This is a genomic window from Geodermatophilus sp. SYSU D01036 (genome assembly GCF_054050435.1).
In genome coordinates, this window is record NZ_JBJGZJ010000009.1 from 47,740 (window position 1) to 72,307 (window position 24,568).

Annotated in this window: 27 protein-coding genes and 1 riboswitch; of the genes, 14 read left to right on the plus strand and 13 right to left on the minus strand. The window is 78.0% G+C overall.

Features of this window, described 5'->3' with window-relative positions:
- Positions 1-11 precede the first annotated feature (11 nt).
- Positions 12-626 carry a cob(I)yrinic acid a,c-diamide adenosyltransferase gene (gene cobO, locus ACI8AR_RS11375; protein WP_457051125.1) on the minus strand — a complete coding sequence of 205 codons (615 nt, stop codon included), beginning with the start codon at positions 624-626 and terminating at the stop codon, positions 12-14.
- A 1-nt stretch (position 627) separates the two neighbouring features.
- Positions 628-2,652 carry a putative cobaltochelatase gene (locus tag ACI8AR_RS11380; RefSeq protein WP_457051126.1) on the minus strand — a complete coding sequence of 675 codons (2,025 nt, stop codon included), beginning with the start codon at positions 2,650-2,652 and terminating at the stop codon, positions 628-630.
- 58 nt (positions 2,653-2,710) lie between these two features.
- Positions 2,711-2,839, minus strand: a riboswitch (cobalamin riboswitch).
- A gap of 105 nt (positions 2,840-2,944) precedes the next feature.
- On the opposite strand from ACI8AR_RS11380, the gene ACI8AR_RS11385 reads away from it, so the two are divergent.
- The 4 genes from ACI8AR_RS11385 to ACI8AR_RS11400 are packed head-to-tail and all read left to right on the plus strand — an operon-like array spanning position 2,945 to position 5,064.
- The gene (locus tag ACI8AR_RS11385) at positions 2,945-3,391 is read left to right on the plus strand and encodes a hypothetical protein (RefSeq protein WP_457051127.1); all 447 of its coding nucleotides are present in this window, start codon (positions 2,945-2,947) and stop codon (positions 3,389-3,391) included.
- Positions 3,388-3,681 carry a transcriptional regulator gene (locus tag ACI8AR_RS11390; protein ID WP_457051128.1) on the plus strand — a complete coding sequence of 98 codons (294 nt, stop codon included), beginning with the start codon at positions 3,388-3,390 and terminating at the stop codon, positions 3,679-3,681. The genes ACI8AR_RS11385 and ACI8AR_RS11390 overlap by 4 nt, the downstream gene beginning before the upstream one ends.
- Positions 3,678-4,745: an AbrB family transcriptional regulator gene (locus ACI8AR_RS11395; protein ID WP_457051129.1), complete on the plus strand. Its 1,068-nt coding sequence runs from the start codon at positions 3,678-3,680 to the stop codon at positions 4,743-4,745. Before ACI8AR_RS11390 ends, ACI8AR_RS11395 begins: the two co-directional genes overlap by 4 nt.
- 31 nt (positions 4,746-4,776) lie before the next feature.
- Positions 4,777-5,064: a hypothetical protein gene (locus ACI8AR_RS11400; protein WP_457051130.1), complete on the plus strand. Its 288-nt coding sequence runs from the start codon at positions 4,777-4,779 to the stop codon at positions 5,062-5,064.
- A gap of 7 nt (positions 5,065-5,071) precedes the next feature.
- Here the strand turns inward: ACI8AR_RS11400 and ACI8AR_RS11405 are convergent, their stop codons facing one another.
- Positions 5,072-5,578 carry a type II toxin-antitoxin system PemK/MazF family toxin gene (locus ACI8AR_RS11405; RefSeq protein WP_457051131.1) on the minus strand — a complete coding sequence of 169 codons (507 nt, stop codon included), beginning with the start codon at positions 5,576-5,578 and terminating at the stop codon, positions 5,072-5,074.
- Positions 5,579-5,737: 159 nt separating this feature from the next.
- On the opposite strand from ACI8AR_RS11405, the gene ACI8AR_RS11410 reads away from it, so the two are divergent.
- On the plus strand, positions 5,738-5,932 hold the full coding sequence (locus ACI8AR_RS11410; RefSeq protein WP_457051132.1) for a hypothetical protein: 195 nt from the start codon (positions 5,738-5,740) through the stop codon (positions 5,930-5,932).
- 4 nt (positions 5,933-5,936) lie between these two features.
- Here the strand turns inward: ACI8AR_RS11410 and ACI8AR_RS11415 are convergent, their stop codons facing one another.
- Entirely contained in the window at positions 5,937-6,362 is a 426-nt protein-coding gene (locus tag ACI8AR_RS11415; protein WP_457051133.1) for a VOC family protein, read from the minus strand.
- A 34-nt stretch (positions 6,363-6,396) separates the two neighbouring features.
- On the minus strand, positions 6,397-6,993 hold the full coding sequence (locus tag ACI8AR_RS11420) for an MSMEG_1061 family FMN-dependent PPOX-type flavoprotein (RefSeq protein WP_457051134.1): 597 nt from the start codon (positions 6,991-6,993) through the stop codon (positions 6,397-6,399).
- 32 nt (positions 6,994-7,025) lie between these two features.
- On the opposite strand from ACI8AR_RS11420, the gene ACI8AR_RS11425 reads away from it, so the two are divergent.
- Positions 7,026-7,424, plus strand: coding sequence for an acyl-CoA thioesterase (locus ACI8AR_RS11425; RefSeq protein ID WP_457051135.1), 399 nt, complete (start codon positions 7,026-7,028; stop codon positions 7,422-7,424).
- Here the strand turns inward: ACI8AR_RS11425 and ACI8AR_RS11430 are convergent.
- The 5 genes from ACI8AR_RS11430 to ACI8AR_RS11450 form a co-directional block, all read right to left on the minus strand.
- Complete coding sequence (locus ACI8AR_RS11430; RefSeq protein WP_457051136.1) at positions 7,411-8,916, minus strand: cobyric acid synthase; 1,506 nt, start codon at positions 8,914-8,916, stop codon at positions 7,411-7,413. The genes ACI8AR_RS11425 and ACI8AR_RS11430 overlap by 14 nt on opposite strands.
- Positions 8,913-9,578, minus strand: coding sequence for a lysophospholipid acyltransferase family protein (locus ACI8AR_RS11435; protein ID WP_457051137.1), 666 nt, complete (start codon positions 9,576-9,578; stop codon positions 8,913-8,915). The genes ACI8AR_RS11430 and ACI8AR_RS11435 overlap by 4 nt, the downstream gene beginning before the upstream one ends.
- 114 nt (positions 9,579-9,692) lie before the next feature.
- A complete protein-coding gene (locus tag ACI8AR_RS11440) occupies positions 9,693-10,331 on the minus strand; it encodes an ANTAR domain-containing protein (protein WP_457051138.1) in 639 nt (212 codons plus the stop codon).
- A gap of 273 nt (positions 10,332-10,604) precedes the next feature.
- Complete coding sequence (locus ACI8AR_RS11445) at positions 10,605-12,050, minus strand: aminotransferase-like domain-containing protein (protein WP_457051139.1); 1,446 nt, start codon at positions 12,048-12,050, stop codon at positions 10,605-10,607.
- Positions 12,051-12,315: 265 nt separating this feature from the next.
- On the minus strand, positions 12,316-13,278 hold the full coding sequence (locus ACI8AR_RS11450) for a cobalamin biosynthesis protein (protein ID WP_457051140.1): 963 nt from the start codon (positions 13,276-13,278) through the stop codon (positions 12,316-12,318).
- Positions 13,279-13,318: 40 nt separating this feature from the next.
- Here ACI8AR_RS11450 and def point away from each other — a divergent pair, with 40 nt between their 5' ends.
- From def to cobM, 3 genes are all read left to right on the plus strand, one after another.
- Positions 13,319-13,876: a peptide deformylase gene (gene def, locus ACI8AR_RS11455; protein ID WP_456938070.1), complete on the plus strand. Its 558-nt coding sequence runs from the start codon at positions 13,319-13,321 to the stop codon at positions 13,874-13,876.
- Positions 13,873-15,120, plus strand: coding sequence for a precorrin-6y C5,15-methyltransferase (decarboxylating) subunit CbiE (gene cbiE, locus ACI8AR_RS11460; protein ID WP_457051141.1), 1,248 nt, complete (start codon positions 13,873-13,875; stop codon positions 15,118-15,120). The genes def and cbiE overlap by 4 nt, the downstream gene beginning before the upstream one ends.
- Before the next feature lie 61 nt (positions 15,121-15,181).
- Entirely contained in the window at positions 15,182-15,922 is a 741-nt protein-coding gene (gene cobM, locus ACI8AR_RS11465) for a precorrin-4 C(11)-methyltransferase (RefSeq protein ID WP_457051142.1), read from the plus strand.
- Here the strand turns inward: cobM and ACI8AR_RS11470 are convergent.
- Positions 15,919-17,001 carry a cobalt-precorrin-5B (C(1))-methyltransferase gene (locus ACI8AR_RS11470; protein WP_457051143.1) on the minus strand — a complete coding sequence of 361 codons (1,083 nt, stop codon included), beginning with the start codon at positions 16,999-17,001 and terminating at the stop codon, positions 15,919-15,921. The two genes, cobM and ACI8AR_RS11470, sit on opposite strands and share 4 nt — an antisense overlap.
- A gap of 26 nt (positions 17,002-17,027) precedes the next feature.
- On the opposite strand from ACI8AR_RS11470, the gene ACI8AR_RS11475 reads away from it, so the two are divergent.
- Both ACI8AR_RS11475 and ACI8AR_RS11480 read left to right on the plus strand, forming a co-directional pair.
- Complete coding sequence (locus ACI8AR_RS11475) at positions 17,028-17,804, plus strand: cobalt-precorrin-6A reductase (protein ID WP_457051144.1); 777 nt, start codon at positions 17,028-17,030, stop codon at positions 17,802-17,804.
- Positions 17,801-18,283 (plus strand): FBP domain-containing protein, encoded by a 483-nt coding sequence (locus ACI8AR_RS11480; protein WP_457051228.1) that lies wholly within the window; start codon positions 17,801-17,803, stop codon positions 18,281-18,283. Before ACI8AR_RS11475 ends, ACI8AR_RS11480 begins: the two co-directional genes overlap by 4 nt.
- A 9-nt stretch (positions 18,284-18,292) precedes the next feature.
- On the opposite strand, the gene ACI8AR_RS11485 is transcribed toward ACI8AR_RS11480, so the two are convergent.
- Complete coding sequence (locus ACI8AR_RS11485; protein WP_457051145.1) at positions 18,293-19,159, minus strand: hypothetical protein; 867 nt, start codon at positions 19,157-19,159, stop codon at positions 18,293-18,295.
- Between the two features lie 94 nt (positions 19,160-19,253).
- Between ACI8AR_RS11485 and ACI8AR_RS11490 the strand changes: the two genes are divergently transcribed.
- From ACI8AR_RS11490 to ACI8AR_RS11500, 3 genes are read left to right on the plus strand one after another with little or no spacing between them, the layout of a single operon-like run.
- Positions 19,254-19,943: an HAD hydrolase-like protein gene (locus ACI8AR_RS11490; protein ID WP_457051146.1), complete on the plus strand. Its 690-nt coding sequence runs from the start codon at positions 19,254-19,256 to the stop codon at positions 19,941-19,943.
- 9 nt (positions 19,944-19,952) lie between these two features.
- Positions 19,953-21,647: an ABC transporter gene (locus ACI8AR_RS11495; protein WP_457051147.1), complete on the plus strand. Its 1,695-nt coding sequence runs from the start codon at positions 19,953-19,955 to the stop codon at positions 21,645-21,647.
- Entirely contained in the window at positions 21,644-23,227 is a 1,584-nt protein-coding gene (locus tag ACI8AR_RS11500; RefSeq protein WP_457051148.1) for a GTPase, read from the plus strand. The genes ACI8AR_RS11495 and ACI8AR_RS11500 overlap by 4 nt, the downstream gene beginning before the upstream one ends.
- Before the next feature lie 90 nt (positions 23,228-23,317).
- Here ACI8AR_RS11500 and ACI8AR_RS11505 read toward each other — a convergent pair whose 3' ends face one another.
- A complete protein-coding gene (locus ACI8AR_RS11505; RefSeq protein ID WP_457051149.1) occupies positions 23,318-24,544 on the minus strand; it encodes an MFS transporter in 1,227 nt (408 codons plus the stop codon).
- Positions 24,545-24,568 lie beyond the last annotated feature (24 nt).

The window sequence follows — 24,568 nt, forward strand, 5'->3', positions numbered from 1 at the left end:
CACCCCGCCGGTCACCACTCGATCCCCCGCTGGCCCTTCTGGCCGGCGTCCATCGGGTGCTTGACCTTGGTCATCTCGACCACGAGGTCGGCGGCGTCGACCAGCGCCTGCGGCGCGTCCCGCCCGGTGACTACCACGTGCTGGGTGCCGGGCCGGTGCGTGAGGGTCTCGACGACGTCGTCGACGTCCACCCAGCCCCACTTCAGCGGGTAGGTGAACTCGTCGAGGACGTAGAAGCGGTGCGCCTCGGCGGCCAGGTCGCGCTTGATCTGCGCCCAGCCCTCGGCGGCGTCGGCGGCGTGGTCGACCTCGGTGCCCTGCCGGCGCGACCAGCTCCAGCCCGAGCCCATCTTGTGCCAGACCACCGGCCCGCCTTCGCCGGTCTGCTCGTGCAGCCGGCCCAGCGCGGTCAGCGCGTTCTCCTCGCCGACCCGCCACTTCGCGCTCTTGACGAACTGGTAGACCGCGACCGGCCAGCCCTGGTTCCACGCCCGCATCGCCATGCCGAACGCGGCGGTGGACTTGCCCTTCATCTCGCCGGTGTGCACGACCAGCAGCGGCCGGTTGCGGCGCTGCCGGGTCGTCAGCCCGTCCTGCGGGACGACGGCGACCTGCCCCTTCGGCACCTCAGGCCGCCTGTCGCACGGAGCGGACGGTGGCCGCGAGCGACTCGGCGGCGAGCTCCTCCAGCCGGAGGGTCTGCGCGCCGAGGTGGGTGCCGAGGACGCCGGCCAGCCCCAGCCGCACCGGCCCGGACTCGCAGTCGACGACGACCGCCGCCGTGCCCGCCTCGCCCAGCCGCCGGGCGGTCGCGTGCGCGGCGCCCAGCGCGTCGGAGCCGCGGGCGCCGGTGGCCCGGCCGTCGGTGACGACCACCAGCAGCGGGCGCCGCTGCGGGTCGCGCACCCGCTCCACCCGCAACGTCTCCTCCGCGCGCAGCAGCCCGGCGGCCAGCGGCGTGCGCCCGCCGGTGGGCAGCTCGCGCAGCCGCGCCGCGGCGGCCTCGACCGACCAGGTGGGCGGCAGCGCGAGGGCGGCGTCGGCGCCGCGGAAGGTGACCAGGCCGACCTTGTCGCGGCGCTGGTAGGCGTCGAGCAGCAGGGACAGCACCGCGCCCTTGACCGCGCCCATCCGCGCCCGCGAGCCCATCGAGCCGCTGGCGTCGACGACGAACAGCACGAGGTTGCCCTCGCGGCCCTCGAGCGTGGCCTGGCGCAGGTCCCCGCGCTGCACGCGCAGGCCGGGGCCGGTGCGCCCGCGCGCCGCCTGGTGCGGTGCGGCGGCGAGCACGGTGTCGACCAGGTGCAGCCGGGTCACCGGCCCGGACGGGCGGGTGGAGCCCACGACCCGCCCGCGCTCGGCGCGCGCCTTGGACCGCCGCCCGGCCGCGCCCGCCCCGACGCCGGGCACCTCGAGCCGGCGGGTGCGGAAGGGGTCCGCCGGCGCGACCGCGGCCCGCTCGGACGCCGGCGCGGAGCCCGGTCCCTCGTCGAGATCACGTGATCTCGGCTCCCCGTCCGCGGGGCTCCCGTCGAGATCACGTGATCTCGACGGGGAGTCGGGGCCGTGGCCGTCGTCGCCGGAGGGGGGCGGGGGAGCGCCGCCGTCGCCGTCGCCGTCCGGGGGAGGCGGCGGGTCGTCGTCGGGACGGCTGTCCTCCAGCGCCTGCTCGAGCGTGTCGTCGTCGAGGCCGGGCGCGTCGAACGGGTTGCGGCGCCGGCGGTGGGGGAGGGCCAGCCGGGCGGCGACCCGGACGTCGTCCTCGGTGACGGTGTCGCGGCCGGACCAGGCGGCGTGCGCGATCGCGGTGCGCGCGGTGACCAGGTCGGCGCGCAGCCCGTCGACGTCGAAGGCGGCGCACACGGCGGTGACCTGGCGCAGCGCGTCGTCGGAGAGGACGACGTGCGGCAGGCGGGCGCGGGCGCCGGCGATCCGGGCGGCCAGCTCCGCCTCCTCGGCCTCCCAGGCCGCGGCGAACCCGGCGGGGTCGGCGTCGAAGGCGAACCGGCGGCGGACCACCTCGGCGCGCTCGGCCGGGTCCCGCGGGGCGGCGACCTCCACGGTGAGCCCGAACCGGTCGAGCAGCTGCGGGCGCAGCTCGCCCTCCTCGGGGTTCATCGTCCCGACCAGCAGGAACCGCGCCGCGTGCCGCACCGAGACGCCCTCGCGCTCGACGTAGGCGGTGCCCATCGCGGCGGCGTCGAGGAGCAGGTCGACGAGGTGGTCGTGCAGCAGGTTGACCTCGTCGACGTAGAGCACGCCCCGGTGCGCGGCGGCCAGCAGGCCCGGCTCGAAGGCCTTCACGCCCTCGGTGAGCGCCCGCTCGAGGTCCAGCGACCCGACGACGCGGTCCTCCGACGCGCCCACCGGCAGCTCGACCAGCCGGGCCGGGCGGGTCTGCGCCGGCGCCGCGGGCTCGTGCGGGCCGTCGGGGCAGGCTGGGTCGGGAGCGGCGGGGTCGCAGGCGAACCGGCACCCGGGCACGACGGCGACCGGCGGGAGGACGGCGGCCAGCGCGCGCACCGTCGTCGACTTGGCCGTGCCCTTCTCGCCGCGCACCAGCACGCCGCCGATGGCCGGCGAGACCGCGTTGAGCAGCAGGGCCAGGCGCATGTCGTCCATCCCGACGACGGCGCCGAAGGGGTAGGTCATGCGGCACGTGTCCTCTCCCCGGGTGTCCACGCCCGGAGGTGGCAGGGACGACGGCGGGAGTCTCCTGGCTCCCGGATCAGCGCCCGGCCCCGGCCTTCCCGGCCCCTCGCGGGACCAGTGGCCTCAGGTGGGGTCGGACTCCCCGGTCACAGTGGCGGGACCGCGCCGGACTCGCACCGGGCTTCCTCCACTGCCGTCGCTGTGGCCCGGTCATGGAACCACGCGATCCGGCGGGGCGGGAGGCCGGGCGGTGACTTGACGGAACGGAAAGAGGCGGTCCACGCTTTCCGACATGGAAAACGACGCGATCGACCGCGACTACGCCGCCGCGCAGCTCGCCGCGCTGCAGGCCGACCGGGAGGCGCCGGCCGACCGCGTCCTGCAGCCGTGGTGGTACGACGTCGCGCCCGGCCTGCTGCTGTTCGCCTTCCTCGCCAGCTACGCCCTCGACTCGCTGTGGGTGACCTTCCCGGCGCTGGTGCTGTTCGCCGCCGGCCTGGGCGCGCTGGTGGCGGCCTACCGGCGGATCACCGGGGTGTGGGTGGACACCCCGCCGCGGGTGGCGGCGGCCTGGGGCGCGGTCGTCCTGGTCGTCCTCGTGCCGGCGTTCGTGCCGGCGGAGGGGTACGACCGGCACTGGATGGTGGTGGTGGCCGGCGCGGTGCTGGGCGTCGCGGCCGGCGTGCTCAGCCGGGTGTGGGGCCGCCGCTGGGTGGCCGGGCTGCGGAGCGGGCTGTGACCGCGGTCGCGCCGCACTTCGACGCGGTCATCCACCCGCCGCCGCGGCTGCAGATCTGCGGGCTGCTCGCCGCCGTCGACACGATGGAGTTCGCCACCGTGCGCGACCGGGTCGGCGTGAGCGACTCGGTGCTGTCCAAGCACGTCAAGCAGCTGGAGGAGGCCGGGTACGTGGAGGTCAGCAAGGCGACCGTCGCGTCCCGCCAGCGCACCAGCCTGTCGCTGACCCTGACCGGGCGCCGCGCCTTCGAGGCGCACGTCGCCGAGCTGCGCCGCATCGCCGGTCTGTGAGGGCGCGCCGCCCCGACCCCCGCGGGCTCGCCGACGCCGCCCTCGTCCTCGCCGGCGCCGCGCAGGCCGGGTGGATGCTGGCCCGCGTCGGCGTCCCGTCGGCCGCGCTGTTCGGCGGGCTGCTCGCCGGCCTGGTGCGCGGCCTGGCCGGGCGCACGCCGCTCGACGTCCCGCGGCCCGCGGCGGCCGCGGCGCAGGCGGTCGTCGGCATCTCCATCGGCGCGCTGGTCGACCCCGACACCCTGGCCGCCATCGGCGAGGACTGGGCGCCGGTCCTCCTGGTCACCCTCGCCACGCTGCTGCTCACCGTCGGCGCCGGGCTGCTGCTGCGCCGCCAGCCCGGGATCAGCCCGGTGACCGGGGCGTTCGCGATGATCGCCGGCGGCGCGTCGGGCATCACCGCGATGGCCCGCGACCTCGGCGCCGACGACCGGATGGTCGCCGTCCTGCAGTACCTGCGGGTGCTGCTCATCGTCGTCGCGATGCCGGTCGTGGCGACGACGGTCTACGGCGCGGACCCCGGCGCCGGGGGCGCGGTCGCGGTGGAGGCCGGGCCCGGCTGGCCCGCCGGGCTGCTGTTCACCGCCGCCTGCGGCGTGGTGGGCGCGGTGCTGGCCCGGCTGGTGCACCTGCCGGTGCCGTCGTTGCTCGGGCCGCTGCTGGTGGCCGCCGCGGCCGACCTCGGCGGGCTCTCCGGCGGCGCCACCGTGCCCGGCCCGGTGGAGGCGGCGGCGTTCGTGCTCATCGGCCTGCAGGTGGGGTTGCGGTTCACCGTCGCCAGCCTGCGCACCGTGGGCCGGGCGCTGCTGCCGGCGCTGGCGGTGATCGTCGGCCTCGTCGTCGCGTGCGCCGGGCTGGGCGTCGTCCTGTCGGCGGCCACCGGCGTCAGCGAGCTCGACGCCTACCTCGCGACGACGCCCGGTGGCCTCTACGCCGTCCTCGCCACGGCCACCGGCACCGGCGCGGACGCGACCTTCGTGCTCGCCGTCCAGGTGCTGCGGCTGTTCGTGATGCTGTTCGCGGCGCCGCTCATCGCCCGCAGGCTGCGCCGCCGGCCGTCCTGACCGGTGGCACCGCGCGCCTACCCTCGACCGGGTGAGCCGTGCGCCGGAGGAGGAGACCGAGCTGTCCGAGGTGGAGACTGCCGTCGTGGACGCCACCGCCGACGAGCAGGACGCCGTCCTGCTGTTCGTGGGCGGCCCCCTCGACGGGCGGGTGGAGGTCCGCGCCGCCCGGCACGGCGCGCCGCTGCCCACGGTCACGCACGTGCACCTGCACGGCGGGCCGAAGGTCGTCTCGCGCTACGACCTGCAGCCCCTGCCCGGCCAGGCCGGCGTCTACCACCTGCGGCAGCGAGAGCCCCAGCCGCGCCGCGGCGACTGACCCGCGCTCACCCGCCCTGCGTGCGCCGGGCGGCGTCGACCACCCGGTCGAACAGCGCCCGGTCCAGCGCCGCGCCCTCCCGCCGCACCCGCGCCGCGTCCAGGGTCAGCAGCCGGTCCAGCCGCACCTCGCTCGGCCGGCCCCGCCCGTCCCAGGCGCCGGTGCCGACGTCCATCCAGCTGCGCCCGTACCGGGCCTCGTCGGCGGCGTCGCGGTCGTGGTCCTTGCTGGTCAGCATCAGGCCGAGCAGGTCCTCGCCGCGGCGGCCGATGACCAGCACCGGGCGGTCCTTGCCCTGGCCGTCGCCCTCGTCGAAGGGCACCCAGGCCCAGACGACCTCGCCCGGGTCGGGCCGGCCGTCGGTCCGCGGCCGGTAGCCGACGTCGACCGGCGCCGGCCGGGCGGCGGCCGGCGGCGCCGGGGCCGGGCGGCGCGCGGCGCGGCGGGCGGACGGCGTGGCGACGGTGCGCACGAGCGAGCGGACGGCGGCCACGAGGCGGCGCGGGCGGTCCATGGAGAGGAACCGTACGGAGGCGCCAGCGGACACGCCGTCCCGTCTGCCTCGTTCGTCACACCGGTACCAATCCGCCCCGGTTCCGGTTACAGCGGGTCGATCGCGGGCACCATTGCGTCACGGGACGCCAGCACCGCGTCCCGGGAGAGGGGGGCTCCCATGACCTCGGCCCAGCCTGTGATCCCCGCAGTCCCGCTGTCGCGGGAACCGCGCGCCAGCGTGCTCGCCGCGTTCCAGCTCGTCGAGGACGCCCGGTACCTCGGCATCGAGCGCAGACCCCGGCGCAACCGGGTCCGCCGCGTGGCCCGGCGCGCGGTCGTCACCCGGCGCCTGGCCCGCGACCTCCCCGTCTAGGCCCTCAGGCGACGCAGAACTCGTTGCCCTCCGGGTCGGCCATCGTCACCCAGGAGAACGGGCCCTGCGACGCCCGCCAGAGCTCGGTGGCGCCCATCCCGAGCAACCGTGCCACCTCGGCCTCGCGCCGCTCGTCGCCCACCCGCAGGTCCAGGTGCACGCGGTTCTTGACCGTCTTCGCCTCGGGCACGGCCTGGAACAGCACGCGCGGCCGGCCGGGGTCCGGTGAGGTGATCGCCGCGCCGGCGGCCCACACCAGCGCGCTGCGGTGCGTCGTCGTCTGGTCCTCGCTCGCGTGCCCGGCCTCGACCATCCGCCGGATGAACGCCTCGTCCTGCGGCTCGACCCGCCAGCCCAGCGCCTCGGCCCACCAGTCGGCGAGCACGTGCGGCTCGGCGGCGTCGATCGTCACCTGGAACTCGGTCGCCATGGCCGCAGCCTGGCAGGACGCGGTGACAGGACGGTCAGAGCTCCAGGGCGAGGTCGGCGCGGATGGTGGCGTCGTCCGGCAGCGGGGTCTCCAGCCCGCAGTGGTCGCGGATCATCGTGCCGAACGGCGGCAGGGCGCCGCGGTCGATCCGGCTCGCCGGGTCCCACAGCCCCGAGCGCATGACCGCCTTGGCGCAGTGCAGGTAGGCGCGCTGCACGGTCACGACCATGACCGAGCGCGGCTCCCGGCCGAACTCGGTGAGGTCGAGGCCGAGGGCGTCGGCGGGCAGCAGCCCGGCGGTGCCGAAGACCTTGAGCGTCTCCTCGAGGCCGGGGACGAAGAACAGCAGCGCCACCCGCGGGTTGACCGCCACCTTGCGGAGGCTGTCGAGCCGGTTGTTGCCCTGCCGGTCGGGCAGCACCAGCCGGTGCTCGTCGAGCACCTTGACGAAGCCCGGGTCGCCGCCGCGCGGGGAGACCTCCGGCCAGCCGTCGGCGTCGGCGGTCGAGAGGGTGAGGAACGGCGACAGTCCGATCAGGGCCCGGCAGTGGACGTCGAGGTGGTCGATCTCCTTGTCCAGCACCAGCTGCGAGGGCGGGCGGTAGGAGGCGAGGACCGGGTCGGGCTGCACGCGACGACGGTAGCCCCCGCTAGCGTCGCGCCGTGCCGGTCACGTGGAGCTCCCCGGTCCGTTTCGTCGAGTGCGACCAGCAGGGCGTCGTCTTCAACGCGCACTACCTCGTCTGGGCCGACGAGGCCTCCACCGCGTGGTGGGCGTCGATCGGGCTGCCGTGGGACGAGCTGGCGCCGCGGGTGGACCCGGTGGTCAAGGCCAGCACGCTGGAGTGGTCGTCGTCGGCCGGCTGGGGCGACACGGTCGACGTCGACGCGCAGGCCGAGCGGCTGGGGCGCACCAGCGTGACCGTGCGGTTCACCGTGCGCGTGGAGGAGCGGGTCTGCTGCGTCGTCCGCAACACCTACGTCGCGCGCGCCGGCGGGCAGCCCGTGCCGTGGCCCGACGACGTCCGGGAGCGTCTCGAGGCCGCGCTCAGCGCGGGCTGAGCGCGTCGCCGGGCGGCAGCACCGGCAGGTCCGCCGGCGGGCCGTCCTCGAGCAGCCGCCACAGCGCGTCGGTGTCGGCGTGCCCGGCCACCAGGTCGCCGAGCGCGTCCAGGCGCTGTTCACGGACCGCGGCGAAGGACGTCTCCGGCGCCGGCGTGAACCGGCGGCCGGCGGCCCGGGCGACCTCGGCGAGGAAGGCGCGGCGGAACCCGTCGTTCTCCAGGGCCCCGTGCCAGGTGGTGCCCCACACCGACCCGGCCCGGCCGCCGTCGAGGAAGGGCTCGGCCCCGTCCCCGTAGGTCACCACGCCGTGGTGGATCTCGTAGCCGCGCACGGGGTGGCCCAGGGCCTCCCCGGACGGGCGGCCCAGCGTCTTCTCCCGCGCGAACCGGACGTCGGCCGGCAGCAGCCCCAGCCCGGGCACGGTGCCCGCCCGCGACTCGACGTCGTCGGTGATGGTGCGGGCGAGCATCTGGTGCCCGCCGCAGATGCCGAGCACCGGCCGGCCCTCGGCGGCGCGGCGGGCCACCGCGTCGGCCAGCCCGGTCGCGCGCAGCCAGGCGAGGTCGGACACCGTCGCGCGGCTGCCGGGCAGCACCAGCAGGTCGGCGTCGGCGGCCTCCTCGGGGCGGGTGACGAAGCGGACGAGGACGCCGGGCTCGGCGGCCAGCGCGTCGACGTCGGTGGAGTTGGACAGCCGGGGCAGCCGGGCGACGGCCACCCGCAGCACCTCCTCGCCGTGGGGCGGCCCGGCGGCGAGGACGCCGGTGGGGATGCCGAGGGAGTCCTCGACGTCGAGCACCGCGCCGGGCAGCCAGGGCAGGACGCCGAGGGTCGGCCGGCCGGTGAGCGCGGTGAGCTGCTCGAGGCCGGGCCGCAGCAGCCGGACGTCGCCGCGGAACTTGTTGACCAGGAACCCGGCGACCTGCCGCTGGTCGGCCGGCGGCATGAGCGCGACGGTGCCGTAGAGGGCGGGGAAGACCCCGCCGCGATCGATGTCGCCGACCACGACCACCGGCAGCCCCGCGGCCGTGGCCAGGCCCATGTTGGCGATGTCGTCGGCGCGCAGGTTGATCTCGGTGGGGGAGCCGGCCCCCTCGCACACGACGACGTCGAAGCGCGACCGCAGGTCGGCCAGGCAGGCCAGTGCCTGCTCCAGCAGCGCCGCCTTCATCGGCCGGTAGGACAGCGCGGTGACGTCGGCGACCGGCCGGCCGAGCACCACGACCTGGCTGGCGTCCTCGCCGCCGGGCTTGAGCAGCACCGGGTTCATCGCCGCCTCGGGCTCGACCCGCGCCGCCGCGGCCTGCATGACCTGCGCCCGCCCGATCTCGGCGCCGTCGGCGGTGACCACCGAGTTGTTGCTCATGTTCTGCGCCTTGAACGGCGCCACCCGCACGCCCTGGCGGGCCAGCCAGCGGCAGATGCCGGCGGTGACGACGGACTTGCCGGCGTCCGACGTCGTCCCGGCGACCAGCAGCGCCCCGCTCACGCGGCCGGGCGCGGGCTGCCCCAGCCCGCCTTCTCCTGCCCGGACATCCCCGCGATCGTCTCCATGATCCGGTCGGTGACCTCGCGGCGGGCCCGGCCGTTGCCCGCCTGGCCGGCGTGCTCGGGGAAGGTCATCGGCTCGCCGAACTCGATCGAGAACCGGTGCGGCCGCGGCCAGCGGGCCCCGACCGGCTGGACCCGGTCGGTGCCCGTGACGGCCACCGGCACCACCGGGCAGCCGGCGGTGAGCGCCAGCCACGCGACGCCGGTCTTGCCGCGCGCGAGCCGGCCGTCGCGGGAGCGGGTGCCCTCGGGGTAGATGCCGAAGCCCTCACCGGCGCGCAGCACGCCGAGGGCGGTGTCCAGCGCCTCCTGCGCCGCGCGGGAGGCCTTGCGCTCCACGGGCATCGCACCCAGCGCGGTGAACAGGGTGCGGGTGAACCAGCCGCCCGGGCCGCGGCCGGTGAAGTACTCGTCCTTGGCCAGGTACCGGACCCGGCGCGGTGCCGACAGGGGGATGACCATGCTGTCGATGAACGACAGGTGGTTGCTGGCGATGATGAACGCGCCGGTGGCCGGCACGTGCTGCCGCCCGGTGACCCGCGGCCGGAACACGACCCGGAACAGCGGCCGCAGCAGGAACCGCGCGAGCAGGTAGAACACGCCGTCCGCCCCCTCCCAGGGACCGGGCCGGCGTCTGCCCGCCGGCCCGGACCCGGGCATCCTCCCCCGACGCCCGCGCGGCCCGGGAGGCAGGGCCGCGCGGGCGGGCGGGGGTCAGCGCTCGACGTGTCCCTGGGGCGGACAGGCGTCGCGCAGGATCGCGCGCACCTCGGGCGCCAGTGGCCGCGCTCCCGAGGCGGAGGCGACGAGGTCGAGGGCCACGTCGCGGACCTTGCGGTGGACGTGGCTGGAGATGTGCGCCAGCAGGTCGAAGGCCACCTGGTCGCCGCACCCGGTGAGCAGCATGAGCACGCCCTTGGCCTGCTCGATCGGTGCCCGGCTGGCCATCGCCGTGCGCAGCTGGGCCACCTCGGTCTCCAGCGCCGTGACCCGCTCCTCGGCCGACGGCACCGCCGGCCGCGGGGCCTCGACCATCAGGCCCTCGACCGCGACCACCCGGCCGTCGTCGTCGGTCCGCGGCTCGCCGAGGAAGACGACGGGCCGGTGGCCGTCGCCGGAGCGCAGCCGGACCTCCAGGCAGAAGGCCTGCGCCCCGGTGACCGCCGCGGAGAGCGCGTCGATGGTCCGCGCCCGGTCGTCGGGGTGCTGGGCGGCCACGAGCACCTCGGTGGAGGGGCCGGGGCCGTCGTCGGGAAGGCCGTGCAGGGCGGCCATCTCGGCCGACCACCACCAGTCCCCGGTGGCGCGGTCGTAGCGCCAGCGGCCGGCGAGGGCGGCGCGCCGCGCGGGCAACGGCGTGGGAGCGGCGGGGGGGCGGGGGAGGGACGGGGCCGTCGTCCGGCCGGCCGGTGGGTGGTGTCGGGAGGCGACACGCGACTGCGTCGACGTCATGGCGGGCTCCGAGGGGACGCACCGGGCGACAGGCCCGGCGAGAGCGCCGCGCAGCCGGCTGTTCGACCATCTGCGGATCGCCGGGGGAGATCCCGGCCGCTCGGGGACCTCCATGACGGTAGTCCCCCGGGACCTGGGGCGCACGACCATCGGACGGCACCGGTCCGGTACGTGTCACACGACCGTGAGGGGCCGCGCCGGGTGCCGCACCACCGGATCGCGGCGCAGCGCGGCGTCGACGGCGGCGAGGGTGCCGACGGCGCTGCGCAGGTCCGCCGCGGGGAGCGTGAACGGCACCCGCAGGTGGTCGTCGAAGGCGGTGCCCGTGCCGAATGCGCGGCCCTCGGCCAGCAGCAGCCCGAGCGGGGCGGCTGCGGCCGCCAGCGCGGCGGAGCTGGTGCCCGGCGGGAGCGCGCACCAGACCGACAGGCCGCCGCGCGGGAGCGTCGCGGTCCACGCCGGCAGGCGGGCCGCCAGCTCGGCCAGCAGCACCTCCCGGCGCTCGCGCAGCAGCACCCGCCGCTCGTCGAGGACCGCGTCGAGCTCCCGGACCAGGGTCGCCGCGGCGAGCTGGTCGACCTGGCCCACCGAGAGCTGGCGGCGGCCGAGCGCCGCGCCGAGCGAGCCCGCGAGGGCGGCGTCGGTCCGCAGCCAGCCGACCCGCAGCCCGCCCCACACCGCCTTGGACAGCCCGCCGACGGTGATCGTCGCGGCGTCGGGCAGGCCCGCGGCGTACGGGGGCAGCGGCCCGTCGTCGAGGTGGAGCTCCGCGGTGACCTCGTCGACGACGGTCAGCACGCCCTGCTGCCACAGCGTCGCGGCCAGGCGGCGGCGCCCGGCCGCCGACAGCCGGGCGCCGCTGGGGTTGGAGAAGTCCGGCATGAGGAAGGCCATCCGCGGGCTGCTCTGCCGGACGGCGATGTGCGCGGCGCCGACGACCGCGTCGGGGTCGGCGGCGTCCACGGCCACCGGGACGCACCGGCCGCCGGCGGCGGTGACCAGGCCCAGCGCCCCCGGGTAGGTGGGGTGCTCCACCAGCACGCGGTCGCCGGGCTGCAGCAGCGTCTCGAACACCAGCGCGGTCGCGTCCCCCGTGCCCGCGGTGACCACCACCTGCTCGGGGTCGGTGGGCAGGCCGCGGGCGGTGTACCGGTCGGCGATCGCCGCGCGCAGCTCGAGCAGCCCGCCCGGTGCGTAGCCGTGCCCGGCGGCGACGGCGGGCAGCCGCTCCAGCGCCTCCCGGTAGGCGGGCAGCAGCTGCGGCGCCGCCTCGGGCGCGGCGTGCGCGAGGTCGAGCACGGCCGGGTCGGTGGTGGGGGCGGTCCACACCGGGTCGGCCGCGGGCGCCTCGACGACGGTGCCCGCGCCGTGCCGCGTGCTCGCCTGCCCCTCCTCGCGCAGCAGCCGGTAGGCCGAGGCGACGGTCACCCGGCTGACCGCGAGCGCCGCCGCGAGGTCGCGCTCGGCCGGCAGCCGGGTGCCCGGCGCGAGCTGCCCGAGGGCCGCCAGCTCGCGGATGCGCCGGGCCAGCGCGGCGTACCGCGGGCCCGGCAGGTCACCGAGTGGCCCGACCAGACCGGCCAGCTCGGGAGCGGTGGACTGATCCGCGGTCGGTGGCATGCGGGCCACCATGCCGGATTGGACCGCTTCCGTCCAGGCCGAATGGTGCCACTGTCCTGTCCATGACTCCTGGTGCCGTCCTCGTCCTGCTGTTCCTGCTGGCCGTGGCCGCCCTGGCGGTGACCACGCTGGTGGTCGCCGTCCGCGGCGGCCGCGGCCCGGCCGACCCGCCGGCCAGCCACCTCCGCGTCGACCCGTCCGGCTTCCCCGTCCCGTCGGCGCCGCGCGGCGCCCTGCACGGGCGCGGGCCGCGCACCCGGTCCCCTCAGCGGCCGCGGGCGGCCCTGCTCGCGACGGCGAGGGCCGCGGCGGCCAGCCACACCGCGCGCGACAGGCGCACCGCCCGCGCGACGTCGCTGCTGGCCGGCGCCGCCCCGTCGCCGAGCACCGGCCGGTCCTCCACCCGGCTGCCGTAGACGTTGCGCCCGCCCAGCCGAAGTCCCAGGGCGCCGGCCGCCGCGGCCTCGCAGCGGCCGGCGTTGGGGCTGGGGTGGGCGGCGCCGTCGCGGCGCCACACCCGCAGCGCCCCGCGGGCCGACCCGCCGGCGAGCGGGGCGCAGGCGACGGTCAGCGCCGCGGTGAGCCGGGCGGGCAGCCAGTTGGCGACGTCGTCGGCGCGGGCGGCGGCCCAGCCGAACCGGGCGTAGCGCGGGGACCGGTGGCCGACCATCGCGTCGAGGGTGTTGACCGCGCGGTACCCCAGCAGCCCGGGCAGCCCGGCCAGCGCGCCCCACACCAGCGGCGCGACGGCGGCGTCGGAGGTGTTCTCCGCGACCGACTCGACGGTGGCCCGGGCCAGCTCCCCCTCGTCGAGGGCCGAGGGGTCCCGCCCGGCGAGCGTGGGCAGCAGCGCCCGGGCGGCGGGCAGGCCGCCGGCCTCCAGCGCGCCGGCCATCGCCGTCGCCGCCCGGCCCAGCGACGTGCCGCCCAGCACCGCCCACGTGCCGGCGGCGACGGCGGCGGTGCGCACCGCCGGCCGGCCCCGGGTGGCGCGGTCCACCGCCGCCCCCAGCCCCGCCGCGCCCGCCGCGAGCACCGCCGCGTACCCCGCACCCGCCGCGCGGGAGTCCCGCCAGACCCGCCGCTCCAGCGCCGCGGCGGCCGTGCCGAACCCGGCCACCGGGTGACGCCGCGCGGGATCGGCGAGCAGCAGGTCGGCGGCCGCGCCGAGCGCCAGGCCGAGGGCGGTGGGGACGTCTCTGCGGCGGGGGCCTGGGCGGTGGAGCACGGCGTCCATCCTCCCGACCGGGCTTCCTAGGATCGCGGCCATGCGCCTGCCCGGCCGTTACGACGGCGTCGCCCGGCCGATCGTCACCTACGGCAGCAACGAGGTGCTGCACCGCCCGACCGCCCCGGTCACCGAGTTCGACGAGCGGCTGCGCCGGCTGGTCCTCGACATGTTCGCCTCGATGCGCGAGGCCGACGGGGTGGGGCTGGCGGCCAACCAGATCGGCGTCGACGCGCGGGTGTTCGTCATCGACTGCCCGGACGCCGACGGCGAGGACGTCGTCGGCTACGCCGTGAACCCGCGGCTCACGCTGCTCGAGCCGACGGGCGACGAGCCGGCCGAGGAGGTCACCGAGGAGGGCTGCCTGTCGGTGCCCGGCCCCTACGCCGAGCTCGCCCGCGCCTTCCGCGCCCGGGTCGACGGCGTCGACGTGACGGGGAAGCCGGTCTCCATCGAGGCCACCGGCATGGCCGCGCGCTGCCTGCAGCACGAGGTCGACCACCTCGACGGCGTCGTCTACGTGGACCGGCTGCCCGAGGAGCTGCGCGAGCGGCTGCTCGCCGAGGCCGCCGGGCCCGAGGGCGAGCTGCCGGCGTGAGCGGGGTCCGGCAGGCGGAGGCGGTGGAGGAGACCGCGACGACCCCGATCGTCGTCGTCGGGATCGGCGCGGACGGCTGGGACGGGCTGGCGCCGACGTCGCGGGCGGAGGTCGAGCGGGCCGAGGTGCTGCTCGGCAGCTCCCGCCAGCTCGACCTGGTCCCGGCGGAGGTCCCCGCCGAGCGGGTGCCGTGGCCCTCGCCGCTCACCGAGGCGCTGCCCGGGCTGGTCGGGCAGCACGCCGGCCGCGCGCTGGTGGTGCTGGCCAGCGGCGACCCGATGCTGTCGGGCATCGGCACCACGCTGACCCGGCTGCTGGGCGCCGACCGGGTGCGGGTGCTGCCGGCGCCGTCGTCGGTGTCGCTGGCCTGCGCGCGGCTGGGCTGGGCGGTGGAGGACACCGAGGTGGTCACCCTGGTCGGCCGGCCGATCGAGCTCCTGCACCCGCACGTGCAGCCCGGCCGGCGGCTGCTGGTGCTCGGCTCCGACGGCGAGACGCCGGCGCAGGTCGCCGCGCTGCTGGCCGGCCGCGGCTACGGGCAGAGCCTGATCACCGTGCTCGGCGGGCTCGGCGGCCCGGACGAGGAGGTGCGCACCGGCACCGCGGCCACCTGGTCCCAGCCGGCGCCCGCGCTGGTGGTCACCGCCGTCGAGTGCCGGGCCGACCGCGGCACCATGCCGCTGCCCACCACCCCCGGCCTGCCCGACGGCGCCTACGAGTCCGACGGGCAGCTGACCAAGTCGGAGGTCCGCGCGATCACCCTCGCCCGGCTGGCCGCCGTCCCCGGGCAGCTGCTGTGGGACGTCGGGGCCGGCGCCGGCTCGATCGGCATCGAGTGGATGCGCGCGCACCCGACCTGCCGCGCCGTCGCCGTCGAGGCCTCCGCCGAGCGGGCCGAGCGGATCGCCCGCAACGCCGGCCGGCTCGGCGTCCCGTACCTGCGGGTGGTGCACGGGCACGCGCCGGACGTCCTGTCCCGGCTGGGCGCCCCGGACGCGGTGTTCATCGGCGGGGGGCTCACTACGCCCCTGCTGGTGGAGACCTGCTGGGACGCGCTGCCGGTGGGCGGCCGCATGGTGGCCAACGCGGTCACGGTGGAGAGCGAGGCGGTGCTCGCCCAGTGGCACGCGCGGGTCGGCGGGGAGCTGGTGCGGGTCGAGGTGCAGCGCGCCGAGCCGGTCGGGTCGTTTACCGGCTGGAAGCCCGCGATGCCCGTGACGATCTGGTCGGTGACCCGGTGGTGAGCGGGCATCTCCGCGGAAGTGCACCGTGCACTTCCGCGGAAGTGCACCGGAGGGCGCTCCCGTGACCGTGTACTTCATCGGGGCCGGTCCGGGGGCCGCGGACCTGGTCACGCTGCGGGCGGCGCGGGTCATCGCGAGCGCCCCGGTCTGCCTCTACGCCGGTGCGCTGGTGCCCCGCGAGCTGCTCGACACCGCCCCGCCCGGCGCCCGCCTGGTCGACACCGCCGACCTCGACCTCGACCAGATCACCGCCGAGCTGGTCGCCGCGCACGAGGCCGGCCACGACGTCGCCCGGCTGCACTCCGGCGACCCGTCGGTCTACAGCGCCATGGCCGAGCAGATGCGCCGCCTCGACGCCGCCGGGGTGCCCTACGACGTCGTCCCGGGGGTGCCCGCGTTCGCCGCCGCGGCCGCCGCCCTCAAGCGGGAGCTCACCGTGCCCGGCGTCGGGCAGACCGTGGTGCTCACCCGCACGAGCGCCCGCTCCACGCCGATGCCGCCCGGGGAGGAGCTGGCCGCCTACGCCGCCACCGGGGCGACGCTGGTGCTGCACCTGGCCGTGCAGCGGATGGCCGAGCTCGCGCCGCAGCTGGCCGAGCACTACGGCGACGACGGCCCGGTCGCCGTCGTCGCCCGCGCCAGCCGTGACGACGAGCTGGTGCTGCGTGGCACGCTGGCCGACATCGCCGGGCAGGTCGAGGCCGCGGGCGTCCGGCGCACCGCGATCGTCGTCGTGGGCCCGGTGCTCACCGCCGCGCAGTTCCCCGACAGCCACCTCTACTCGACGACGAGATGCCGCTAGGCGCGTCCGACCACCGCGCCGGCGCGGTCGATCACCACGACGTCGACCGCGACCGGGGCTCCCCGCAGCACGCCGAGCGCCGTCTCCCGCGCGCCCGCGGCCACCAGGTCGCCCAGCGGCAGCCCGGCCGCCTGGCACTGGCGCAGCGCGTCGAGCGCCGTGTTCGCCCCGCGCACGCCCTCGACCAGGTCGGGGGACCCGCCCGCGGAGGCCACCCGGGCGGCGAGCGAGTCGAAGGACACCTGCGAGCGGCCCGAGTGCAGGTCGAGGTGCCCGTCGGCGAGCTTGGCCAGCTTGCCGATCCCGCCGGCGACGGTCAGCCGCGGCACCGGGTGGCGGCGCAGGTACTTGAGCACCGCGCCGGCGAAGTCGCCCATGTCCAGCAGTGCGTCCTCGGGCAGGCCGTGGAGCTCCTGCACCGTCCGCTCGCTGGTCGACCCGGTGCACCCGGCCACGTGCTCGTGCCCGGCGGCGCGGGCGACGTCGATGCCGCGGCGGATCGAGTCGATCCACGACGAGCACGAGTACGGGACGACGACGCCGGTCGTGCCGAGCACCGACAGCCCGCCGAGGATGCCCAGCCGCGGGTTCCACGTCTTCCGCGCCAGCTCGGCGCCGTTCTCGATGGACACCTCGACGACGACGTCGCCGCTGCCGCCGTGCCGCGCCGCCACCGCCGCGACGTGCTCCCGCACGAACCGCCGCGGCATCGGGTTGATCGCCGGCTCGCCGACGGCCAGCGGCAGGCCCGGCTTGGTCACGGTGCCCACGCCCTCGCCGGCGCGGAAGACGACGCCGGTGCCCGGCTCGCCGTGCGTCACCCGCGCGCTGACCAGGGCGCCGTGCGTGACGTCGGGGTCGTCGCCGGCGTCCTTGACGACCCCGGCGGTGGCCGCACCGGGCTCGAGCGACTCGCGGGCCAGCGCGAACGCCGGGTGCCGGTCGTTGGGCAGGTCGATGGTCACCGGGTCGGGGAACTCGCCGGTGAGCAGCGCGGTGTAGGCCGCGGTGGTGGCCGCCGTCGCGCACGCGCCGGTGGTCCAGCCGTGCCGCAGCCCCGAGGCGCCGTCCCTGCTCACCCGCCCATGATCCCCGGCGGTGCGGCATGAGCGGGCAGGTGCTCGTGCTCGGTGGCACCGGGGAGGCGCGGCGGCTGGCCGCGGCGCTCGTCGACCGCGGGGTCGACGTCCTGTCCAGCCTCGCCGGGCGGGTGGCCGACCCGGTCCTGCCCGAGGGCGGCGTGCGGGTCGGCGGCTTCGGCGGCGCCGACGGGCTGGCCGACTGGCTGGCCACCCACCGGCCGCGGGCCGTCGTCGACGCGACCCACCCGTTCGCCGCCCGGATCACCGCGAACGCGGCGGCGGCGGCGCGGCGGCGGGGCGTGCCGCTGCTGCGGCTGCAGCGGCCGGGCTGGACGCCGGGGCCGGGGGACCGCTGGACGTACGTGGACTCCCTGGCGGACGCGGCCGCGGCGGTCCGGGACGCCGGCACCGTCTTCCTCACCACCGGCCGGCAGGGGGTCGGCGCGTTCGCCGCGCTGCCCGGGCGGGTGCTGGTGCGCTCGGTCGACCCGCCGGACGAGCCGCTGCCCGCCGGGGCGGTGCTGCTGCTGGCCCGCGGCCCGTTCACGGTCGAGGAGGAGGTCGCGCTGATGCGTGAGCACGGCGTCGACGTCGTCGTGACCAAGGACTCCGGCGGGCACATGACCGAGGGCAAGCTGGTCGCCGCCCGGCGGCTCGGGCTGCCGGTCGTGCTGGTCCGCCGCCCGCCGCTGCCCCGGGGGGTCGACGTCGTGACCACCGTCGAGGAGGCGGTGGAGTGGCTAAATGCGTTGAGGCGCGACGGTGCCGGAACGGAGGATGGCCCCTCGTGGAACCGATGACCGAGCAGCAGGTGCGGCGCTCCTTCGTCAACTGCTCGAAGGGCGAGGCCAACGCCGCCACCCTCCCGCGCGACCTCGCCGACCTGCCGTGGGACGAGCTGGAGGTGCTCGGCTGGCGCGACCCGAAGGCGCCGCTGCGCGGTTACCTCGTCGTCCAGCGGGAGGGGGAGCCGGTCGGGATCGCGCTGCGCGCGGCGGAGTCGCGGATGTCCGCGCGCCGGACCGTCATGTGCCTGCTGTGCCAGTCCACCCACTCCGGCGACGCCGTCTCGCTGTTCACCGCACGCCGCGCCGGCGAGGCGGGCCGCAACGGCAACACGGTCGGCACCTACGTGTGCGCCGACCTCGGCTGCGCCGCCCGGGCCCGCACCGAGATCCCGCCGTGGCTGCGCGACCGCGACCCGGACGAGGTGGCCGGGGAGCGGGTCGCCGAGCTGCGGGAGCGGGTGCACACCTTCCTGGACGCCGTCACCCGCTGACCCGGCGGGTCAGCGTCCCGCGGGGCCGGCGCCGGGGTGCCGGTCGCGGTCGCCCCTCGTCGCGGCGCGGTCGCGGGCGGCCCGCTCGCGGTCGGCGCGGGCGTCGTCCCGGTCCCGGGCCGCCGCCCGGCGGTCCCGCTCCGCTGCCCAGCGGTCGGCGGCGTCGGCCGCCCGGTCGGACTCGGCCCGCGCCCGGTCGTCCTCGGTCTGGGCGCGGTAGCTCTCGGCGACCTGGACGTCGATGGCCCGCTGGTCCTCCCGCTGCTCGGACGGCAGCCCGCCGGCCGAGGCCGCCGCCCGCTCCTGCCAGTCCTCCTGCTCGGCCCGGCGCACGTCGGCGGCCGCCTCCCGGGCGCGGGAGGCGGCGGCCCGCGCCGTGGCCTGCCGGTCACGCTCGACGGCCACCTCGTCGCGCTGTCGCGCGGCCTCCTCGCGGGACAGCGCCGCGTCCTCCCACCGGCGGGCCGCCTGGTCGCGACGACCGGCCGCGTCCTCCAACGCCCGGTCGGCGGCCCTCCGCGCCTGCTCGGCGTGCGCCGCGTCCGTGCCCCCGGGGGTGGTGGCCGCCGGCCACCGGACGGCCCGGTCCCGCTCGTGCTCGACGGCCCGCAGTGCCGCCGCGGCCTCGCGCAGGTACCCCTGCGCGTCCTCGACGCGGCCCTTGCGCAGGGCTCGTTCGGCCAGGGCGAGATGGGTGGCGGCGACGGCGTGCTCGGTCGTGGCCATCGCCTCGGCGCCCCGGGCCAGCCGCTCCTGGAGCTGCCGAGCGTCCTGCTGCAGGCGCTGGGAGGCCTGCTCGGTGTGGCGACCGTGCGGAGCGCGCGCCGGCCGGCCCGGCGTGCCCTCGTCGGCGGTCCGCTCCTCGGACCCGTTCATGCGCCCAGCGTTCCCCTGGGGGAGGCTGCGGACAAGGGGCGCCCGGTGTCGCGCCCCCGACCGGGGATCCCGACCGACCGGAGGCGCAGGTCCCGTGCCGAACGAGCGCCGGCTGGTCCTCTTCGACCTCGACGGCACGCTGGTCGACTCGACGCCGGGCATCGCCGCCTCGGTGCGGGTGGCCGCGGCCGGGCTCGGCCTGCCCGAGCCGACGCCGGCACAGCTGCGGGACATGGTCGGCCCGCCGCTGCAGGACGGCTTCGCCACGGTGCTCGGGGTCCCGCCGGCCGACGTCGACCGCGCGGTGGCCGCCTACCGGGCGCACTACGCGGCCGGCGCGCTGCTCGACGTCGCCGTGTACGACGGGATCCCGGAGCTGCTGGCCACCCTCCGCGACGGCGGCGCCACCCTCGCCGTGGCGACCAGCAAGCCTGAGGTGTTCGCCGTGCGGGTGCTCGAGGCGACCGGCCTGCGCGCGGCGTTCGCGACCGTGCACGGCGCCACCCTCGACGGCGCGGTGCGGCACAAGGACCAGGTGGTCGCCGCCGCGCTCGCCGCGCACCCCGCGCGGCGGCCGGCCGTGCTCGTCGGCGACCGCGCGCAGGACGTGCTCGGCGCGGCGGCGCACGGGCTGGCGTGCGTGGGCGCGGGCTGGGGACCGGGCGGTCCGGGCGAGCTGGAGGGGGCCGGCGCGGCCGTCGTCGTCGCGACGCCGGGGGAGGTGCCGGCCGAGCTGGAGGGCCTGGACGGGGCTCGACGGGTAGCGGACCCCCGTCCTGGCTAGTCACCGGGGATGACCGTCCCGCTGACCGACGCGCTGCAGGACCTGCGCGACGCCGTCGCCGCGGCGCCGCTCGGCCTCGCCACCCCCGCGCGGGACGCGACCGTGCGGACCGCCCGGGCGGTGGTCGACCAGGTCGACGACTACCTGCTGCCGCGCCTGCGCGACCTCGACGCCCCGCTGCTCGCCGTCGTCGGCGGCTCGACCGGCGCGGGCAAGTCCACGCTGGTCAACAGCGTGCTCGGCGCGCGGGTGACCACGCCCGGCGTGCTCCGGCCGACCACCCGCGCCCCCGTGCTCGTCTGCTCACCCGCCGACGTGCCGGCGTTCTCCGGCGACCGCGTGCTCCCCGGCCTGCCGCGCACGACCGGCGCGGGCGACGTCACCGGCGGGCTGCGCCTGGTCCCGAGCGAGGCGCTGCCGGCCGGGCTCGCGCTCGTCGACGCCCCCGACGTCGACTCGGTCGTGGAGACCAACCGCGACCTCGCCGGGCAGCTGCTGTCGGCGGCGGACCTGTGGGTCTTCGTGACGACGGCGGCCCGCTACGCCGACGCCGTCCCCTGGGACCTGCTGCGCACGGCGCAGGAGCGGGGCACCGCGCTGGCGGTCGTACTGGACCGGGTGCCGCCCGAGGCGGTGACCGAGGTGGCCGCCGACCTCGCCGGGATGCTGCAGCGCGGCGGGCTGGGGACGGCGCGGCTGTTCGTGGTGGAGGAGCGGCCGCTGCGCGACGGCTTCCTGCCCGAGGAGCAGGTGGCGCCGCTGCGCGACTGGCTGCGCGGGCTGGCCGCCGACCAGGAGCAGCGCGCCGCCGTCGTGCGGCAGACGCTGGCCGGGGCGCTGGAGAGCCTGGACGGGCGGGTGGCCGCGGTCGCCGACGGCGTGGACGAGCAGGCCGCGGCGGCGGCCGCCCTCGGGAACGCCGCCGACGCCGCCTACGACGCGGCGCGGGACGCGGTCGCCGAGGGCGTGGGCAACGGCAGCCTGCTGCGCGGCGAGGTGCTGGCGCGCTGGCAGGACTTCGTGGGCACCGGCGAGTGGATGCGCTCGCTGCAGAACCGGGTGGGCCGGCTGCGCGACCGGCTGGGCGCCGCGCTCACCGGCCGCCCGACCTCGACGGACTCGCTGAGCGGCGCGCTGGAGTCGGGGGTGGAGACGCTGCTGCGCGCCGAGGCCGGCCGCGCCGCCGACCGCACGGTGACCGCGTGGCGCGCGCTGCCCGGCGGGCCGGCGCTGGTCGCCGGGCGCGAGGAGGAGCTCGGATCGGAGTCGCCGGACTTCGCGCCCGCGGCCGCCGACGAGGTCCGCGACTGGCAGGGCCACGTGCTCGACCTGGTGCGCGAGGAGGGCGCGGGCAAGCGCTCGCAGGCGCGGCTGCTGTCGTGGGGCGTCAACGGGGCCGGCGCGGTGGTCATGGTCGCCGTCTTCGCCTCCACGGCGGGGCTGTCGGGGGCGGAGCTCGCCGTCGCCGGCGGGACGACGGCGCTCGGGCAGCGGGTGCTCGAGGCGGTGTTCGGCGACGCCGCGGTGCGCTCGCTGGCCGCCCGGGCCCGCGCCGACCTCGACGCCCGCGCCGACCGGCTGCTGGCCGCCGAGCAGGACCGCTTCGACGAGCTGCTCGCCGTCGCCGCGGACGCCCCTGGCGCAGCGAAGGAGCTGCGCTCGGCGGTCGCCACGCTGGCCGCGGCCCGGGGGGCCGGCGCGTGAGGGGCCGCGGGACGTCGCTGGCCGACCGGCTGGCCGCGCTGCGCGAGGCGGTCGAGGTCGCCGACGGGCGGCTCGAGGTGCCCGAGGTGGGCACGGCGCGGTCGCTGCTGGCCAAGGCCGGGGCGCGCGAGGCGCTGGGCGACGCGACCGTCGTCGCGCTGGCCGGGGCCACCGGCAGCGGCAAGTCGACGCTGTTCAACGCGCTGTCCGGGGCCGAGGTGAGCACGCCCGGCGTCCGGCGGCCGACCACCGGCGTCGCCCACGCGAGCGTGTGGGGCGACCACGGCGCCGACCGGCTGCTCGACTGGCTGGAGGTGCCGCGGCGGCACCGGGTCGCCGACCCCGACCCCGCGCTCGACGGCCTGGTGCTGCTCGACCTGCCCGACCACGACAGCGTGCGACTGGAGAACCGGCTGGAGGTCGACCGGCTGGTGCAGCTGGTCGACGTCCTGGTGTGGGTGCTGGACCCGCAGAAGTACGCCGACGACGCCGTCCACACCCGCTACCTCGCGCCGCTGGCCGGGCACGCGGGCGTGCTGCTGGTGGTGCTCAACCAGGTGGACCGGCTCGACGAGGCGGCGGCCGTCGCGTGCCTGGCCGACCTGCGCCGGCTGCTCGACGAGGAGGGCCTGACCGGGGTGCCGGTGCTGCCCACCGCGGCGTCCAGCGGCCTGGGCCTGCCGCGGCTGCGGGCCGAGCTGGGCCGCCGGGTGGGCGCCCGCAAGGCCGCCACCGACCGGCTGACCGCGGACGTGCGGGGCGCCGCCTCGGCCCTGGCCGCCCACTGCGCGCCCGACGCCGGCCGCGACCGCGGGCCGGACCGGGCGGCGCGGGAGGAGCTCACCGGCGCGCTCGCCGACGCCGCGGGGGTGCCGGCCGTCGTCGCCGCGGTCGAGCGTTCGGCGCACCGCAGCGGGGTGGCGCACACCGGCTGGCCGGTGCTGCGGTGGACCTCGAAGCTGCGGGCCGACCCGCTGGGCCGGCTCAACCTGGGCGACGAGCGGTCGCGGACCTCGCTGCCGCAGGCCGGCGCGGTGCAGCGGGCCGGGATGGACGCCGCGCTGCGCCGGGCCCGCGACGACGCCGGCCGCGGGCTGCCGCCGGCCTGGCGCGACGAGCTGCGCCGCACGTCGGAGGACACCGAGGAGCGGCTGCCCGACCGGCTCGACCGCGCCGTCGCCGGCACCGACCTCGGCCCCGACCGGACGCCGCTGTGGCAGCGCGCGGCCGGCGGCCTGCAGTGGCTGCTGGCGCTCACCGCGCTGGTCGGCGCGCTGTGGCTGCTCGCGCTGGTGGGGCTGGGGCTGCTGCAGCTCGACGACGTCCTCCCGCTGCCGCGGGTGCAGGGCATCCCGCTGCCCACGCTGCTGCTGGCCGGCGGGCTGCTCGCCGGGCTGCTGCTGGCGCTGCTGTGCCGGCCGCTGGTGGCGGCGGGTGCCAGACGCCGGGCGCGGACGGCGCGGCGCCGGCTCACCGCGCGGGTGGCCGAGGTGGCCGACGAGGAGGTGCTGGCGCCGCTGGCGGCGGCGCGCGCCGACCACGACCGGTTCTGCGCCGCGGTCGGTCGCGCACGATCCTGACGCCCCTCGGACCGCGACGGTGTGCGCCGACGCGGGGTTCTCCCGCCGTGACCCCCGCGTGAGCGCACACCGTCGCCCGGCGGCCGGACCTCAGGCGGCCACCGGCTCCGACGGCTCGTCGGCGGGCAGGGGAGCCGGCGCGCGCCGGGTCGACAGCCGCAGGCCGACCGCCGCGCCCAGCGCCAGCAGGATCACCACGGCGCCGTAGACCTCCGCGACCGGCCGCAGCCCGACCGTGCCCGAGGCGATGCCCGCGGCGATCGCCGGGATGCTGAACGCGAGGTAGCCGACGACGAAGACGCTCGACAGCAGCCCCGCGCGGTGCCCGGGCGCGACGCCCGCCGTCACGGTGGCCACGGTCCCGAGGAAGGCGGCGCCGAAGCCGAGGCCGGCCAGCCCGGAGGCCACGAAGAACAGCCACAGCGTCCCGGTGGCCAGCGCGACCAGCAGGCCGCCGACGGCGACCGCGAACACGACGCAGCCCCCGCCCATCGCCCGGCGCGGCGGCACGTCCCGGGCCAGCACGCCACCGACGGCGGCCGCGCCCTGCATGCAGAGGATGAGCAGGCTGCCGGCGAGGTGGCCCGCCACGCCGAACACGCCGGCGGTCAGCGACGGCCCCAGCGACAGCACCAGCCCGCCCATCGCCCAGAGCGCGACCAGGCAGGGGACGCCGACGGCGAACGCGCGCCGCTGCGGCCGCGGCACCTCCACCCGCGGGCGCAGCGAGGCCAGCGCCCCGGGCACCCGCGGGGAGGTCTCGGGCAGCAGCAGGGCCAGGCCCGAGCCCAGCACGAAGGCCACGGTCAGCACGCCGAACACCCACGGCGTCGGCTCCGCGATCCCCTCGATGGCCAGGCCCGCGCCCACCGCGCCCAGCGACAGCCCGAGGCCCGGGGACACGCTGTTGAGCAGCGCGCCCAGCGGGCGTGCCGAGGGGCGCTGCAGGTCGAGCAGCGCCGCACCGAGCGACCCGGTCAGCGCGCCGGTCGACAGGCCCTGCAGGGTGCGCGCGGCCAGCAGCCAGCCCACGCCGTCGGCGGCGAGGAAGACCGCCATGGCGACCGCCTGCAGCAGCAGCCCGGCGGCGAGCACCGGCCGCCGGCCGACGTGGTCGGACAGGCTGCCGACCACCAGCAGCGCGGCGAGCAGCGCGAAGGCGTAGATGCCGAACACCAGCGTCAGGACGCCGGCGCCGAAGCCGAACTGCTCCTGGTAGACGCGGTACAGCGGGGACGGGACGCCGGAGGCGGCCAGCACCAGCACGAGGAGTCCGGCCACCGACCAGAACGCGACCGGGCGGGGGAGGCGGGGCACGACAGTTGCCAAGGCCACCGATCC

Coding starts and splice junctions, on each gene's coding strand:
- ACI8AR_RS11485 (WP_457051145.1), bottom strand. CDS start 19,159: ATGAACGGGTCCGAGGAGCGGACCGCCGACGAGGGCACGCCGGGCCGG.
- ACI8AR_RS11495 (WP_457051147.1), top strand. CDS start 19,953: ATGACCGTCCCGCTGACCGACGCGCTGCAGGACCTGCGCGACGCCGTC.
- ACI8AR_RS11445 (WP_457051139.1), bottom strand. CDS start 12,050: ATGCCACCGACCGCGGATCAGTCCACCGCTCCCGAGCTGGCCGGTCTG.
- ACI8AR_RS11380 (WP_457051126.1), bottom strand. CDS start 2,652: ATGACCTACCCCTTCGGCGCCGTCGTCGGGATGGACGACATGCGCCTG.
- ACI8AR_RS11405 (WP_457051131.1), bottom strand. CDS start 5,578: ATGGACCGCCCGCGCCGCCTCGTGGCCGCCGTCCGCTCGCTCGTGCGC.
- def (WP_456938070.1), top strand. CDS start 13,319: ATGCGCCTGCCCGGCCGTTACGACGGCGTCGCCCGGCCGATCGTCACC.
- ACI8AR_RS11410 (WP_457051132.1), top strand. CDS start 5,738: ATGACCTCGGCCCAGCCTGTGATCCCCGCAGTCCCGCTGTCGCGGGAA.
- ACI8AR_RS11480 (WP_457051228.1), top strand. CDS start 17,801: ATGACCGAGCAGCAGGTGCGGCGCTCCTTCGTCAACTGCTCGAAGGGC.
- ACI8AR_RS11415 (WP_457051133.1), bottom strand. CDS start 6,362: ATGGCGACCGAGTTCCAGGTGACGATCGACGCCGCCGAGCCGCACGTG.
- ACI8AR_RS11475 (WP_457051144.1), top strand. CDS start 17,028: ATGAGCGGGCAGGTGCTCGTGCTCGGTGGCACCGGGGAGGCGCGGCGG.
- ACI8AR_RS11385 (WP_457051127.1), top strand. CDS start 2,945: ATGGAAAACGACGCGATCGACCGCGACTACGCCGCCGCGCAGCTCGCC.